This is a genomic window from Gordonia polyisoprenivorans (genome assembly GCF_017654315.1).
Classification (GTDB): domain Bacteria; phylum Actinomycetota; class Actinomycetes; order Mycobacteriales; family Mycobacteriaceae; genus Gordonia; species Gordonia polyisoprenivorans_A.
Genome location: NZ_CP072203.1, coordinates 3,757,954 through 3,773,472, shown reverse-complemented (window position 1 = coordinate 3,773,472; position 15,519 = coordinate 3,757,954). Strand labels below are relative to the sequence as shown.

General features: G+C 67.0%; 12 protein-coding genes and 1 pseudogene. 8 read left to right on the top strand and 5 right to left on the bottom strand.

Annotated features, from left to right (window positions below; genetic code table 11):
* Positions 1-13: 13 nt before the first annotated feature.
* The 3 genes from J6U32_RS16965 (at position 14) to J6U32_RS16955 (ending at position 7,057) form a co-directional block, all read left to right on the top strand.
* Positions 14-559: a YceI family protein gene (locus J6U32_RS16965; protein ID WP_208791356.1), complete on the top strand. Its 546-nt coding sequence runs from the start codon at positions 14-16 to the stop codon at positions 557-559.
* Between the two features lie 309 nt (positions 560-868).
* Positions 869-6,361, top strand: coding sequence for a carboxyl transferase domain-containing protein (locus J6U32_RS16960; RefSeq protein WP_208791355.1), 5,493 nt, complete (start codon positions 869-871; stop codon positions 6,359-6,361).
* A gap of 183 nt (positions 6,362-6,544) precedes the next feature.
* Entirely contained in the window at positions 6,545-7,057 is a 513-nt protein-coding gene (locus tag J6U32_RS16955) for a hypothetical protein (protein ID WP_208791354.1), read from the top strand.
* 63 nt (positions 7,058-7,120) lie between these two features.
* On the opposite strand, the gene J6U32_RS16950 is transcribed toward J6U32_RS16955, so the two are convergent.
* Positions 7,121-8,761: an alkaline phosphatase D family protein gene (locus J6U32_RS16950; RefSeq protein ID WP_208791353.1), complete on the bottom strand. Its 1,641-nt coding sequence runs from the start codon at positions 8,759-8,761 to the stop codon at positions 7,121-7,123.
* 123 nt (positions 8,762-8,884) lie between these two features.
* Between J6U32_RS16950 and J6U32_RS16945 the strand changes: the two genes are divergently transcribed.
* Entirely contained in the window at positions 8,885-9,313 is a 429-nt protein-coding gene (locus tag J6U32_RS16945) for a type II toxin-antitoxin system Rv0910 family toxin (protein WP_208791352.1), read from the top strand.
* Between the two features lie 122 nt (positions 9,314-9,435).
* Complete coding sequence (gene gdhA, locus J6U32_RS16940; RefSeq protein WP_208791351.1) at positions 9,436-10,785, top strand: NADP-specific glutamate dehydrogenase; 1,350 nt, start codon at positions 9,436-9,438, stop codon at positions 10,783-10,785.
* Positions 10,786-10,905: 120 nt separating this feature from the next.
* Here gdhA and J6U32_RS27680 read toward each other — a convergent pair.
* Positions 10,906-11,190 (bottom strand): annotated as a pseudogene (locus tag J6U32_RS27680) (helix-turn-helix domain-containing protein); the annotation flags it as partial.
* Between J6U32_RS27680 and J6U32_RS27470 the strand changes: the two are divergent.
* Positions 11,117-11,356 (top strand): hypothetical protein, encoded by a 240-nt coding sequence (locus J6U32_RS27470; protein ID WP_244332065.1) that lies wholly within the window; start codon positions 11,117-11,119, stop codon positions 11,354-11,356. The pseudogene J6U32_RS27680 and the gene J6U32_RS27470 sit on opposite strands and share 74 nt — an antisense overlap.
* A gap of 234 nt (positions 11,357-11,590) precedes the next feature.
* On the top strand, positions 11,591-11,860 hold the full coding sequence (locus J6U32_RS27465; RefSeq protein WP_244332064.1) for a hypothetical protein: 270 nt from the start codon (positions 11,591-11,593) through the stop codon (positions 11,858-11,860).
* Between the two features lie 145 nt (positions 11,861-12,005).
* Here the strand turns inward: J6U32_RS27465 and J6U32_RS16930 are convergent, their stop codons facing one another.
* Both J6U32_RS16930 and J6U32_RS16925 read right to left on the bottom strand, forming a co-directional pair.
* The gene (locus J6U32_RS16930; protein ID WP_244332062.1) at positions 12,006-12,929 is read right to left on the bottom strand and encodes an alpha/beta hydrolase; all 924 of its coding nucleotides are present in this window, start codon (positions 12,927-12,929) and stop codon (positions 12,006-12,008) included.
* A gap of 92 nt (positions 12,930-13,021) precedes the next feature.
* The gene (locus J6U32_RS16925; RefSeq protein WP_208791350.1) at positions 13,022-13,804 is read right to left on the bottom strand and encodes an alpha/beta fold hydrolase; all 783 of its coding nucleotides are present in this window, start codon (positions 13,802-13,804) and stop codon (positions 13,022-13,024) included.
* Positions 13,805-13,916: 112 nt separating this feature from the next.
* Here J6U32_RS16925 and J6U32_RS16920 point away from each other — a divergent pair, with 112 nt between their 5' ends.
* The gene (locus J6U32_RS16920) at positions 13,917-14,528 is read left to right on the top strand and encodes a class I SAM-dependent methyltransferase (protein ID WP_208791349.1); all 612 of its coding nucleotides are present in this window, start codon (positions 13,917-13,919) and stop codon (positions 14,526-14,528) included.
* Positions 14,529-14,553: 25 nt separating this feature from the next.
* On the opposite strand, the gene J6U32_RS16915 is transcribed toward J6U32_RS16920, so the two are convergent.
* The gene (locus J6U32_RS16915; RefSeq protein ID WP_208791348.1) at positions 14,554-15,492 is read right to left on the bottom strand and encodes an aldo/keto reductase; all 939 of its coding nucleotides are present in this window, start codon (positions 15,490-15,492) and stop codon (positions 14,554-14,556) included.
* Positions 15,493-15,519: the final 27 nt, after the last annotated feature.

Sequence of the window (15,519 nt, the reverse complement as noted above, 5' to 3'; positions counted from 1 at the left end):
TAGAGTCGCGGTCATGGTTTCGACGACGTGGGAGCTGTCGGCCGCCGATGGGACGGTGACGGTGCGCACCGACGTGACGGGTCCGGCCGCGCGCACCGGTCACCGACTGGCGATCGAGATGACCGAATGGACCGCGCAGGTGCGGTGGGCCGGCACCGAGCCGGACTCGCTGACCGCGCGGGTCGTCGTCGATTCGTTGCAGGTCCGCTCCGGCGGGGGTGGGGTCACGCCGATGTCGGGTCCGGAACGTGCGGTGGCGAGGGTCAACGCCCTGAAATCGCTCAAGGCGGGCAAGTTTCGTGAAATCGAATACGAGTCCAGCTCGATCATCAAGTCCGACAACGGTTATCGCGTGGAGGGTGCGGTGTGCATCCTCGGTCGCAGTCGTCCTCACCCAGTGGAGCTGACGGTCAGCGACGCCTCGGGCCGGTGGCACATCACCACCGAGACATCGCTGGTGCAGACCGACTTCGGGATCAAGCCGTACGCGCTGATGATGGGTGCACTCAAGGTTGCCGACGAGGTGACCGTGACGATCGAGGTGGACCATCTCCGGTGACGAGTGACGGCGAGAACGCAGTGCTCCGCAGGCGTGCTTACCGGCGGGTAAATCAACATCCGTTGTCGCAGTTACGCGCTCGCGAACACATGGATCCGGGGTCCGCGAATCGGTGTGATCTTCTCGGTGTGTCGGGTACGTACTCGCGCGTAGCGAAATCATTCGTAAGAATCGTCCCCGATCGGTTGTCGGCGCGTTCACAGCGCCCGCCGGATCCACCCCGCGCCATTTGGGTGGGGACGATCGTGGCCGCATCCGCGCCCCGCGCGCGGACAATCGTTGGGTATGACAAAAGATGAGGAGTCGGTGATGTTCACTCGCATTGCCATCGTGAACCGTGGTGAGTCGGCCGTCCGTCTCATTCACGCCGTTCGGGGCCTGTGCGCAGAAACAGGACAGTCGATAGAGGTCGTCGCACTGCACACCGATGTGGATCGCAACGCGACCTTCGTCCGTGAGGCCGACATCGCCTACGACCTCGGCCCGGCGGCCGAGCGCCCGTACCTGAACCTCAAGGTGCTCGAGCGCGCACTGCTCGAGACCGGCGCCGACGCGGCGTGGGTCGGCTGGGGATTCGTGGCCGAGGACCCGCTGTTCGCCGAACTGTGCGACCGGATCGGCGTCACCTTCATCGGCCCGTCGGCCGAGGCCATGCGCAAGCTCGGTGACAAGATCGGCGCCAAGCTCATCGCCGAAGAGGTCGGTGTGCCCGTCGCCCCGTGGAGCCGCGGTGCGGTCGACAGCGTCGAGGAGGCGGTCACCGCGGCGGCCGACATCGGCTATCCGCTCATGCTCAAGGCGACCGCAGGCGGCGGTGGTCGCGGCATCCGCGTCATCACCAACGACGAGGACCTGCGCGACGCGTACGCCCGCACCCGCGACGAGGCCGCCCGCGCCTTCGGCAGCGGTGTGGTCTTCCTCGAACGTCTGGTGACCGGCGCTCGTCACGTCGAGGTCCAGGTGATCGCCGACGGCCAGGGCACCGCGTGGGCGCTCGGCGTGCGCGACTGCTCGGTGCAGCGTCGCAACCAGAAGATCATCGAGGAGTCGGCGTCGCCTGTGCTGTCGCCCGAGCAGGTCGCCGAGCTCAAGGCCTCGGCCGAGCGACTCGCCGTAGCCGTCGGGTACTGCGGTGCGGCGACGGTGGAATTCCTCTATCACCCCGGTGAGAAGCTGTTCGCCTTCCTCGAGGTCAACACCCGACTGCAGGTCGAGCACCCGATCACCGAGACCACCACCGGCTTCGATCTCGTCCGGGCGCAATTGCACGTCGCCTCCGGCAACAAGCTGGAGGGGGAGCCGCCCGCCGAGCGTGGTCACGCGATCGAGGCGCGGCTCAACGCCGAGGATCCCGACCGCGACTTCGCGCCCGCGCCGGGCCGGATCGCGCGCCTCGAACTGCCGGCGGGCCCGGGCATCCGCGTCGACACCGGTGTGAGCGCCGGAGACACCATCCCCGCCGATTTCGACTCCATGATCGCCAAGATCATCGCGTACGGCCGCGACCGCGACGAGGCCCTCGGCCGACTGCGCCGGGCGATGACCGAGACCCGCGTCATCATCGAGGGCGGCGCCACCAACAAGAGCTTCGTCCTCGAGCTGCTGAATCAGCCCGAGGTGATCGACGGCAGCGCCGACACCGGCTGGATCGACCGCGTGCGCGCCGAGGGCGGCCTCGTCGCTCATCGGCATTCGGCGATCGCGCTGGCAGCGGCCGCGATCGACGCCTACGAGGAAGAGGAACTTGTCGAGCGCCGTCGCCTGCTGTCGACGGCCTCGGGTGGTCGCCCGCAGGTGCAGCACGACAGCGGCCGACCGTTGGATCTGAAACTGCGCGGGGCGACCTACCGGGTGCGCGTGGCACGGATCGGTGCGCACCGATTCCGCGTCGGCATCGAATCCGGCGACCAGACCTACAGCGCCGACGTCGACCTGGAACGGTTCGACGAGCACGCCGCGCAACTGGTCATCAACCACGTTCGCTATCGCTTGATCACCGACACCCACGGCCCGGTGCACCTCGTCGACGTCGACGGCGTGACCCACCGCGTCAGCCGCGACGAGGGCGGCGTGGTGCGTTCGCCCGCTCCCGCGCTGGTCGTTGCGACGCCGCTGGAGGTCGGTGACGAGGTCGAGGCCGGCGCCCCGGTGCTGGTGCTCGAGAGCATGAAGATGGAGACGGTGCTGCGGGCGCCGGTCCGTTCGCGGCTCAAGGAGTGTGTCGTCTCCGTCGGCACCCAGGTCGAGACCGGCGCGGCGTTGATGCGCCTGGAACCCCTCGCCGACGACGATGACGCGGATGCGGCCGAGGAGGCCACCGAGGGCGTCGAACTCGAGTTGCCGTCGATGCCCACCGACATCGAGCCGCACGAACGCTCGACCCGCACCCTCGAAGACCTGCGCAGCCAACTACTCGGCTACGACGTCGATCCGCACGATCGGACGCGGCTGCTCGACGACTATCTGGCGGTCCGGCACGCGGTCATCGAGTCCGGTCGCCGGCCGCTGTCCGACGAGCTCGAACTGATCACCGTGTTCGCCGATCTCGCCGAGCTGAGCCAGAACCGTCCGTCCGAGGACCAGATGGGCGTCGAGCATGTCCACAGCGCGCGTGAGAACTTCCACACCTATCTGCAGAGCCTCGACGTCGAACGCGACGGACTCCCGCAGTCGTTCCACGATCAGCTGAGCCGGGCGCTCGCGCACTACGGGGTCACCGATCTCGACCGGACCCCCGAACTCGAGGCCGCGGTGTTCCGCGTGTTCCTGGCCCTGCAGAATCCGTCGGACTCGGTCACCTCGGTCTCGACCCTGTTGCGCGAGTGGCTCGGCGAGCCCACCCCGCGCGAGGAACTGCAGGACCGCGTCGGGGTTGCCCTCGACAAGCTCGTCTCCGCGACGCAGCTGCGTTTCCCGGCGATCGCCGACCTCGCCCGCGGCGTCGTCTACTCCTGGTACGGCCAGCCGCTGCTGCGTCGCAACCGGGCCCGGGTGTACGGGGAGCTGCGCGAACACCTGCGTTACCTCGACGCCAATCCCGAGGCCGCCGACCGTGACGAGCACATCGCCGACATGGTCCGCTCCACCGAGCCGCTCGTCCGTCTGCTCGGCCAGCGGATGGTGCGCGGGATCGCCGACAACACGGTCATGCTCGAGGTGCTGACCCGCCGCTATTACGGCAACAAGGGACTGCGCGACGTCCGTGTGCAGGAGTTCGGCGGTGCGAGCTTCGTCATCGCCGAGCGCAATGGCCTGAGCCTGGTCTCGGCCGCGGTCCGGTTCGACGAACTCGACACGGTCCTCGGTGGTCTCGCCGAGATGGCGCGCGGGGTGGCCTCGGTCGACGCCGACGTCTACCTCTCGTGGGAGGAGCAGCCCGGCGATTTCGATGCCATGGCCGATGCATTGCACGAGCGCATCTCCGCGGCCTCACTGCCGCAGCAGGTGCACCGGCTCACCATCGCGGTGGCCGGCAGCAACGAGGCACTCATGCATCACCACTTCACGTTCCGGCCGTCGTCGACGGGCATGGTCGAGGAGCGTCTCATCCGCGGGCTGCACCCGTACATCGCCCAGCGGATGCAGATGGAGCGGCTGCGCAAGTTCGACCTCACTCGTCTGCCGTCGGCGGACGACGAAGAGGTCTACCTGTTCCACTGTGTGGCCAAGGAGAATCCGTCCGACGAGCGGCTCATCGCCTTCGCCCAGGTGCGCGACCTCACCGCGCTGCGCGAGACCGACGGCAAACTGCTGACGCTGCCCCGTGCCGAGAGCATCCTCTCGTCGTGCGTCGACTCGATCCGCCGTGCGCAACGCCGGTCCAACCTGACCTCGACCACCAACCGCATCGTCATGTACGTCTGGCCGCCGATCGACGGTGCCCGCGACAACCTGCAGACCATCGCCGACCACATCCGCGGCACCGCCGCCGGGGTGGGACTCGAAGAGGTCCTGCTGATCGCGCGCCAGCGTGATCGCGAGACCGGCGAGCTGACGAAGGTCGCTGTCCGGTTCGCGGTGAACGCCGCAGGCGGCTTCGACGTGATCGTCGGTGAGCTGTCCGATGAGCCGATCGAACCGGTCGACGCGTTCCGGCAGAAGGTGTTGCGCGCTGCGCGCCGCAACACCGTCTACCCCTACGAGCTGGTGGGATTACTCGGGTCCTTCGACGAGTACGACCTCGACGACGAGCAACGACTGGTGCCGGTGGACCGGCCCAGGGGCCGCAACTCCGCGGCGATCGTTGCCGGCGTGATCACCACGCCCACCGACAAGTACCCGCAGGGCGTGACCCGGGTGGTGCTGCTCGGTGATCCGACGAAATCGCTCGGTGCCCTCTCCGAACCGGAGTGCGCCCGGGTCATCGCGGCCCTGGACCTCGCCGAGTCGATGCAGGTGCCGCTCGAGTGGTACGCGTTGTCCTCGGGTGCCCGGATCTCGATGGACTCAGGTACCGAGAACATGGACTGGGTCGCTCGAGCGCTCAAGCGGGTCGTCGAGTTCACCCAGGCGGGCGGCGAGATCAACATCGTGGTCGCCGGCATCAACGTCGGTGCGCAGCCGTACTGGAATGCCGAGTCGACGATGCTGATGCACACCAAGGGCATCCTGGTGATGACCCCGGATTCGGCGATGGTGTTGACCGGCAAGCAGTCCCTGGACTTTTCCGGCGGCGTGTCGGCGGAGGACAACTTCGGTATCGGCGGTTACGACCGGGTGATGGGCCCCAACGGCCAGGCTCAGTACTGGGCGCCCAATCTCGTCTCGGCGCGCGATGTGCTGATGTCGCACTACGACCACACCTACATCGTTCCCGGCGAGCAGACGCCGCGGCGTGCCGAATCCTCCGATCCGGTCGCCCGCGACATCTCCGATTACCCACATGTGTTGTCCGGCAGCGACTTCACCACGGTTGGGCAGATCTTCTCGTCCGCCCACAACCCGGATCGCAAGAAGCCCTTCGACATTCGGACCGTGATGCGGGCCGTCGCCGACCAGGATCAGGCCGTCCTCGAGCGGTGGGCGGGGATGGCCGACGCCGAGACCGCCGTGGTCTGCGACGTCCATCTCGGCGGAATCCCGGTGTGCCTGTTGGGTATCGAGTCCCGCGAGGTGCAGCGCCGCGGCTACAAGCCGACCGATGGGCCTGACACCTACACCGCGGGCACGTTGTTCCCGCAGTCGTCGAAGAAGGCGGCGCGGGCGATCAACGTGGCCAGCGGCAACCGTCCGCTGGTGGTGTTGGCCAACCTCTCCGGCTTCGACGGATCGCCGGAATCGATGCGCAAACTGCAGTTGGAATACGGTGCCGAGATCGGTCGGGCGATCGTCAACTTCCGTGGGCCGATCGTCTTCTGCGTCATCTCGCGCTACCACGGCGGCGCGTTCGTGGTGTTCTCGAAGGCGTTGAACCCCAACATGACCGTGCTCGCGATCGACGGTTCGTTCGCGTCGGTGCTCGGTGGTGCGCCCGCGGCCGCGGTCGTGTTCGCCGGTGAGGTCGGCAAGCGTACGGCCGCCGATGCGCGGGTTCGTGAGGTGGAGGCACGCCTCGCGCATGCCTCCGGTGCCGACCGTCCGGCGATCAACGCCGAACTCGCCGACATCCGTCAGTCGGTGCGTGCGGAGAAGATCAGCGAACTCGCGGCCGAGTTCGACTCGGTGCACAGCATCCGTCGTGCCGTCGAGGTCGGTTCGGTCGACGCGGTGATCGACGCCGCGGAACTGCGTCCGCGCATCATCGCCGCCATCGAGAGCAACCCCGTCTGGGCCGGTGCAGGAGCTCGCATGGCGACCTCCTGAGCGCCCACCCCCTTCGAGGCCGCGGCCCCGCCCTCACCGGTCACGGTGACGGCGGGGCCGTGTCGTCCGTTTCACTCGCCTTGGGTGATCTACGGGTGAGCTGTGGGTGTCTTGTCAGCACCCTGAAATCGACAATTGTTGTGGCAGCGTCGATGTGGATTGATCGTCCACATCGAGGAAGTCATGAAACGTTTACTGATCACCGTCGGATCCGTCGCTGCACTCACCTGTCTGGCGGCGGGTACCGCCGCCGCCGTCACGCCGGCCGGGGTGGTGTCCCAGGCCGTCGACGTCGGCAACGGCGGCATCGCGATCGCGCGGGGGTCGACGATGCTGCACACCGATGATTTCGGCGAATACGGGTGCGAGGACTTCGTCGACGCCGCCTACGGACGAACCACCGCCAACGCCATCCCGCACAACGGGGCGATCGCCTTCTACGATCAGCTGGCCGCTCGCGGGCAGGGCCACAGTACGCTGCCCGCCCCACCCGGGGCTCTGGTCTTCTCCGAGGGTTCCGACGGCGGCCACGTCGACATCTCCATGGGCGACGGGCACTACCTCAGTGGCGGCGTGCAGGGATTCGCCCCCGGCTGGGGCGACGGCACCGACATCCAGATCCTGCCGAGCGCCAATCTCGGGTCCTGGCAGCTGGTGGGGTGGGCCTATGCCCCGTGGAGTGCGATCGGGGACTGACCCACGAGCTGCAAAGCAAGACGGTCCCGGGGAAGCGGCCGTCCGGGTCAGTCGGTCGGGCGTTCAATCGGTCAGGCGCAGGACGGCGACGTCGGACAGCGTTCCGTCGCCATCGGGTTGGGAGAAGGTGACGGTCGCTGTCCGGCCGCCGGTGGTCAGGGTCGCGATCGTGTTGCCGAACAACGGACCGCATTCGTCGCTCCAGCGCAGCGGCGGCTCGGGTACTCCGAGTCGTCGTGCCCAGGCGCGGGTGACGCGTGCGAACCCGCGCGACCACCCGAACCGGAACACCGGACGCACGTATGCCGGAACATGATTGTGGACCGGTGAGCACACGAGCTGATACACCGGCGTCGCCTCGGTGGCGGCCACATCGGTGACCGGCACCTCGGCGCGTGCCGCGTAGCTGTGGTGTACATCGCCGGAGAGCACCGTGATCGATGCGAGTCGTCCGTCGCGAGCAAGTCCGGTGATCAGGGCGCTGAGGGTGACGAAGGACTCGAAGAACGCCGGCCAATGCTCGAAATCGGCTGCCTGCCGGATCTTTTCGCCCAGCCGACCCCGAAGTCCCGGCCGGGCGGCGAGCGCCTCGTCGATGGATTGCAGATCGGCGACCGCCGGTGGCAGCAACCACGGCAGCGACGATCCCAGGATGAGATGGTCGATCTCGCCGGACGCGTCGGTGGCCTGATCGGAGAGCCACGCGAATTCGTTGTCACTGAGCATCTTTCGGGTGTCGCCGGTCAGGACACGGCCGTTGCGTGAATCGATCATGATCAGGCGGTTGCGACCGAGATCCCAGCGATAGCTGAAGCGCAGGCCCTTGTCCTCGGCGGTGTCGGCGTCGGCACGGTCGGCGAGATCGACGAGAAGCGGCCAGATATCGGTGTCGGAGTTGACGATTCGTCGGCAGTCCGGGTTGGCGTCGAGTTCGGTGGGGGACAGGTTACCCAGATGCTGGTACACCCAGTACGCGGCGAGGCCCGAACGGATGCGATCGCGCCACCACGGGAGGTCGTTCATTTGTGCCCGCCACGTGGCCGAGGTGTTCCAGTCGTCGCGGATGTCGTGATCGTCGAAAATCATGGCGGTGGGCACGGTCGAGAGAATCCAGCGGATCTCCGGGTCGCCCCAGGTGTGCCGGTACAGGCCCTCGTACTCGGAGTAGCTGACCACCTCGTCCGCCGGGCGTTTGCTGCGCACCGATCCCTGACGCCGACCCGCGAGATGCGCGCGTGCCTGCGGGGTCAGTTCGTCGGCGTAGACCTGGTCGCCGAGGAGGATCAGCACGTCGGGCCACTCCGGGGTGGGCCGGGTGGCCATCGCGGTGGCATAGGCGTCGAGCGCGTCGACACCGAGTTTGTCGTCGAGGTCGGCGACGCCGGTCCGTGGATAGCCGCACGACCCGAAGATCACCCGGAGCCGACCGGTGGTGTTGGGCCCGCGGGTCCGAATGACGCTGGGCGGAAACGCCGATCCGGGCTCGGGCCACACGGTGGCGCCGTCCTGGATGACCTCGTAGGCGACGGTGGTGTCGGGGGTCAGGCCGGTCACGCGGACCAGCGCGTAATGAAAGCCCGCCACCTCGAAGGTCGATGCGCGGGACCCCAGGACCTCGACCTCGCCGGGACCATCGGTCTGCACCCACACCGACGCCGTCGTTGCGTCGACATGCCGCAGGATCGGGCCGAGGAGCAATGCCATCGCACCAGGCTACGTGTCCGGCTGTCCGGTGTCGGGGTGTCCTCGATGAGCCGCGTCGATGTTTGCCTGCCCGCCCCGGTGGGTATGGTCGCCTCACCATTGATGTGACGACGAAGGGTGTTCATGGCAGACGTCGACGTGGAGATCGACTCGGATCTGGCACCGCAGGCCGCGTGGGACCGGGCCTCGGACCTCTCCCGGTTTCCCGAGTGGATGACGATCTTCGGGGGCTGGCGCAGCGACGTACCCGCCGACATCGGTGAGGGCACCGAGGTGTCCTCGGTGATCCGGGTCAAGGGATTTCGCAACATCATCCACTGGCAGGTGACCGACTACGACGCACCGAGTGTCATCGCGCTGCGGGGTCACGGCCGCGGCGGCGTGCGGATCACCTTGACGATGACCGTGTCCGGTGGCGCCGACGGCTCACGGTTCGCGCTGAACGCCGAGTTGGCCGGAGGCGTGCTCGGCGGACCGATCGGTCGGTTCGTCGCCAAGGTCGGCGAGTCCGACGTGAAGAAGTCGATCGAGAATCTCGCCACCCTCGTGTGAGGGAAGGTCGAGTCGATCGTGCCCGAAATGGGCGCTATATCTGTCTACCGATAGGCTCGGCGCGAGACGTCCGGTGTCCCCCGGATCGTCGTGGTTCGACGCGTCGGCGGAAGGTGGCAGAGATGGCAAGGCTCGAGGAGAAGGTGCAGGACCTCTACGACGAGGTCGTCGCGCGAAATCCCGGCGAAGCCGAGTTCCATCAAGCGGTCCGCGAGGTGTTCGACAGCCTCGGACCGGTACTGGCCGCGCATCCCCACTACGCCGACGCCGGCATCATCGAGCGACTGTGCGAGCCCGAACGCCAGATCATCTTTCGCGTGCCGTGGGTCGACGACGCCGGACGCGTGCGGATCAATCGCGGTTTCCGCGTCGAGTTCAACTCCGCTCTCGGACCGTTCAAGGGCGGGTTGCGATTCCATCCGAGTGTCTATCTCGGGGTGGTGAAGTTCCTCGGGTTCGAGCAGATCTTCAAGAACGCGTTGACAGGGCTGCCCATCGGCGGGGGCAAGGGTGGCGCCGACTTCGATCCGAAGGGCCGGTCGGACGGAGAGGTGATGCGCTTCTGCCAGTCCTTCATGACCGAGCTGTATCGCCACATCGGTGAGTACACCGATGTCCCGGCCGGCGACATCGGGGTCGGCGGCCGCGAGATCGGTTATCTCTTCGGGCAATACAAGCGCATCACCAACCGATACGAATCCGGGGTGCTCACCGGCAAGGGACTGACGTGGGGTGGCTCGCAGGTTCGTCCCGAGGCCACCGGTTACGGCGTGGTGTTCTTCGTTCGGGAGATGCTCGCCGCGCGCGGAGAGGATCTCGAGGGCCGTCGGATCGTCGTGTCGGGATCGGGCAACGTCGCCCAATACGCGATCGAAAAGGTGCACCAACTCGGCGGACGTGTGGTGGCGTGCTCGGATTCCGGTGGTTACGTGGTCGACGAGGCCGGCATCGATCTCGAACTCCTCCGCGAGGTCAAGAACGTGCGCCGGGCCCGAATTGCCGACTACGCTCGGACACGCGGCGTAACAGCACATTTCGTCCCCGGGCGATCCATCTGGGAGGTGCCCACCGACATCGCGATTCCCTGCGCGACACAGAACGAACTCGACGCCACCGACGCGGAGTCCCTGATCGGCAACGGATGCCGGGTGGTCGCCGAAGGCGCGAACATGCCGGCCACCCCGGAGGCGATCAAAGCACTCTCCAAGGCCTGTGTGATGTTTGCCCCCGGAAAGGCCGCCAACGCCGGTGGCGTGGCGACCAGTGCTCTGGAGATGCAGCAGAACGCGTCTCGGGACTCCTGGAGTTTCGAGTACACCGAAAGCAGGTTGTCGGAGATCATGAGCGGCATCCACCAGACGTGTGTGCGGACGGCCGACGAATACGGGGTTCCGGGGGATTACGTCCTCGGCGCCAACATCGCCGGCTTCACCCACGTCGCCGATGCGATGCTGGCCCTCGGAGTGATCTGACGGCCTTCGGTTCTCGTGGGTCCGGGGACCGTGGTTCCAGGACCAGTGGGGGCGGGGCCGTGGTTCTCGGGGCGTCGGCGACTCGGCGTCGCGGCGTACGTCGTCGACGAGCAGCATCGCCGTTGCCCGAGCACGATTCTCGATGGCGGTGACGTCGAAATGCACGGCGGCCGACAGCGATTTCAGGCGCGTCGCAATGCTGCTGTGGTGCATGTGCATTTGCTCGGCGGTGTCCCTCAGTGTGCCGACCTGGAGGTAGACACGCAGCGTGTCCAACAGGTCCGGGCCGTTCTTGCTCTGGCGCACGTAGTCGCACCGAGCGACGTCAGGAATGGCCGACAGTGATTCCGGGGCGACGGTCAGCAACAGGTTCAGGGCGCCGAACTCGTGGGCGCAGAACACCATGTTCGTTGTGCCGCAGTGCTTTTGCGCCAGCCGGGCAGTGCCGACCCAGCGATGGAGCGTGGCGGCGTCGGATTCCAGTGACACCCCGGAGGCGACGGTGTGCGCCGCCGGGTCGGCCGAGAGCGCCGCCTCGGTCTCGTCGAGGTCGGTGACGACCACGAGCTGATCGCGGTCGGTGGCGACGGCGGTCAGCCGGCCGGGTGAGAGTTGCCGGGCGAGTCGTTGGGCCACGTGCGCGACACGGTCGGACGGACCGGTCGGATCGGCCAGACTCACGACGCGGACACGAAGGGTCGGGTCGACGTCGAGGGCGCTGCACGCGTCGAGCGCGGCAGCCGCCCCGTCGGCGTTCAGGAGGGCGGCGGACTGCTCGAGGTCGGAGTGCGCGCGGTGTGGCCGGATGATCGCCGCCGCCGTCAGCGCCAGACGGTCGACGAGCATCTCGTCGAGCGCCACGGCGGTACCCGGACGTTCGATCCAGACCGTGCCGATGCAGTGGTCGTCGAGGATGATGTCGCGGGAGGTGGTTGCCGCCGAGGCCTCCAGCGGACGCCGCCATTCGCCTCGCGGTGTGCATCGCCGGGTGACCAGTCCATTGGCCTTGATGCCGACGACGCAATCGGCGAGCACCGCACTGGCACGCAGGAGTTCGGTGACGTCGGCGCCGTGACGCAGGAGTGCGTCGAAGTAGTCGATGATCCGGACCATCCCCGCCGAGTCGGCGTCGAGCTCGGCGAGGCGATACATCAGACCTTGCACACGACCACGCTACGAGACCCGTGAACTCACCCGCAAGGCTCGTGCCAGTGCGCCCATCAGTTCCGCGGTCTGACGGCGGCTGACCTCGGCGGCATCGATGAGCGACGAGCCGTGGAATGTCCCGGGGAACGAATGCAATTCGACGCTGACCCCGGCATGCAGCATCGCGACGGCGTAGCGATGCCCTCGTCGCGCAGAGGATCGAGTTCCATCGTGGAAACGTAGGTGCGCGGCAGGCCCGACAGGTCGGTGGCGCGTGACGGTGCAGCGTAGCTCGACACCGACGCATCGGACGGGCCCGTGTAGTCGGGACCGAGGTAGTACTGCCACGACAGAATCGCGTTGGGGCGATGCCACATCGGAGTGTCGGTGAACTCGGTCATCGAGGTCGTGGCCAACCGATCGTCGAGTTCGGGGATGTCGAGCAGCTGAAACACCACCGGCACCTCATCCCGGTCGCGGGCCATCAGAACGGTGCCGGCCGCCAGCCCACCGCCGGCGCTCTGCCCACCGACCGCGATCAGCGACGGGTCGACGCCCAGTTCCGCGGCGTGGGCGTGCACATGGGCGAGGGCCGCATAGCAGTCGTTGACAGGCCCGGGGAAGGGCGTCTCGGGGGCGAGGCGGTACTCGACATTGGCGACGGCGATGCCCAGCTCGCGAGCGATCGCCACGCACAGTGGATCGCTGGACTCGGCGGTCCCCACGGCGAAACCGCCACCATGAATCCACACCAGTGTCGGCAGGGCTCCGGCGGCACCGGACGGAGTGAAGAACCGGATCGGCACCCCCGGGTCGCCGTCGAGGCCGGGTGCGGACAGGAGCTTCAACTCGACGCCGGTTCGGTCGAGACCGTCCAGCATGGTTTGCACCAGGGCGTTGAAGCCCGTTCGGGCGCCCTCGAGATCGTCGAAGCCCAGCTGGGGGAGCATGGTCACCGCTGCTGCGAGTTCCGGGTCCAGATTCCTGAGGTCGGCCATGACGTCACCTTTCCTTGCGGTCGATCGGTGACGTCAGTCTCGTCCGCGTTGTGGTGTGCGTCACCCGACACGTGTCGGGAATTCGGACTCGCTCATCCGACGCGAGCGGCTTCGACTGATCCCTCGTCGAGAAAGCGTCGGATCAGGTCGACACACGCGCGCGTGAGCACCGCGTCGGGTTCTCCGGTTTCCACCGATCCGAGAGAGTCGCCGTGCGCCGCAGGCAGTATCAGCGCACGGCCGCGGGCCACTGCCGACGCCATCCACACGGTGTGCTCGGGAAGGACGACGTCGTGGTCGCCACTGACGAACAGAATCGGTGCGCCGAGTGCTGCGAGCTCGGTGTCGGCCCAGTCCCGGAACCCGCGCATCACCGCGACATCGAGATCGAACATTCGTTGGAGATCGCCGGGATCGGGATTGATCGCCCGATACGCGTCGGCGAGCGAATCAGGCATCGAATCGGCAGTCGGGGCATCGAAGTTGTCCCAGAATCCGGGGATCATTCCGTCGCGCCGCGCGAAACCCGACGCGATGACGCATCGCCCGGTCAGTGCCGGGTGTCGCTGGGCGAACCGGAGCACGGTCGGCCCGCCGTTGCTGAATCCCAGGATGTCGACGCGCGGGATGTCGAGGTCACCGAGGAGTGCGGCGATGTCGTCGGCGGAATTCTCGAACGTGTGGGGGCGATCGGCATGCGGGGTGTGGCCATGACCCTGGAGCTCGACGCCGATGATGAGCCGGTCGGCGGCCAGTGCGGGGATCACGTACTCCCAGTTGGTCGCTATCGTGCCCGCGCCACCGTGGACCAGGACGAGCGGTGGCCGTGGCCCACCGGAGTCGCCGTGCTTCTCGAAATACAGTGCCAACGGCATCGCGGTCCTCCGGACGTTGTTGTGGATGTGATGCAGGTACTGACTCGGCCGAGCCGCGCAAGTCATCGGCCGATGTGGCGATTGCGGATGTGGCGATTGCTACCGTCGAGATGTGTCGCGTACCGATCCGGCTCGTCGAAGGCGGAACCACAACATCCACTATCACCAGTTGATCCTCGACGCGATTCCCTCGGATGCGCGAACGGCACTCGACGTGGGGACCGGCGACGGGCTGTTGGCCGTCGACCTGTTCGCACGTCTCGACGACGTGTCTGCGATCGACTCCGATGCCGCAGTGCTGAATCGGGCACGAGGCGAAGCCGAGGGGGTCGAGTGGATGTGCGGCGACGTGACGAGTTACCCGTTCGAGCGGACCTTCGATGTGGTCGCGTCGGTCGCCACGCTGCACCATCTACCCGATCTCCGAGCGGGTCTGCAGCGATTGGCTGAGCTCACTGCGCCCGGTGGCGTCGTTGCGGTCGTCGGCCTGGCTCACTCCTCACGGCCCACCGACTACGCACTCCACCTGGTCGGCATACTCCAACATCAATGGCTGTCGCGGCGTCGCGGCTATTGGGAGCACACCGCACCCATCGTGTTGCCCCCGCCGCACTCCTATTCCGAGGTACGTCGATGTGCGCGAGAACAGTTGCCGGGAGCGCGTTTTCGGAGACTGGCGATGTTCCGGTATGCACTGATCTGGGAGAAGCCGAGCGCCGGGTAGTGGAGTGGGCTGTCGACGTCGTAGCTCAGCGTGCCTCGGCGGGCCATCGCGGCGTTTCGATGGGGGCGGTCGTGGTTGCGGCGCCCAGTGCGTCGAGAGCGGTAACGGATTCTGGATTCAAGGTGATGTCGCCGACTGCGAGGTTGGCGTCGAGGTGCCCGATGTCGGATGTTCCGGGGATCAGCAGGGTGTTCGGCGAGTGGGCCAGTAGCCACGCCAGGCCGACCTGGGCGGGGGAGACATCGAGATCTCGGGCGATGTCGATGACGACGGGATTCTCGCCCACCTTCGGGATGCCGGGGAATGCAGAACCGAGTGGAAAGTAGGGAACCCACGCCATCTCGTGTTCGAGGCACAGGTCGAGGAGACTCTCGAAACGCCGATCGAGGACGCTGTAAGGGTTTTGGGCACAGGCGATTCCGGCTGGCAGGAGGTGACGCACCGTTTCGATGCGTACTGCACTGATACCGATCTCATCGATCTTGCCCTCGTCGCGCATCGCCACCATCTCGGCCATTTGATCGTCGACATCGACGATCTGCTCGCCGGTCGCAGCGAGACCCGGACCGATCTCCAGTCGTCGGAGATTGACCAGAGGTAGCCGTTCCCGTCGCAGGGTGCGCAGGTTGTCCTCGACTGCGGCGCGAAGCTCGGCCGGACGCTGTGCAGGTCGCATGGGGTGAGCGCCACCAGGATTGGTGGCTGCGCCGACTTTGGAGGCGATGACGACGTCGCTGTCGGCGTCGATCGCTCGGGCGATCACGGAGTTCACGAAACCGTCTCCGTAGAACTGTGCGGTGTCTACGTGGTCGACGCCGTGATCGACGGCATGACGGAGAACCGCGATCGCGGCCTCGGGGTCTTGTCGATGGCGATCGAGTTGCATTGCGCCGTAACCGATGCGGGCGACCTGGTGGCCGGCCAGCATCGCCGAACCACCGGAGGTGGGTCCGAGATCGCTCATGTGTGCTCCTGGGTGTGCAATACTCCG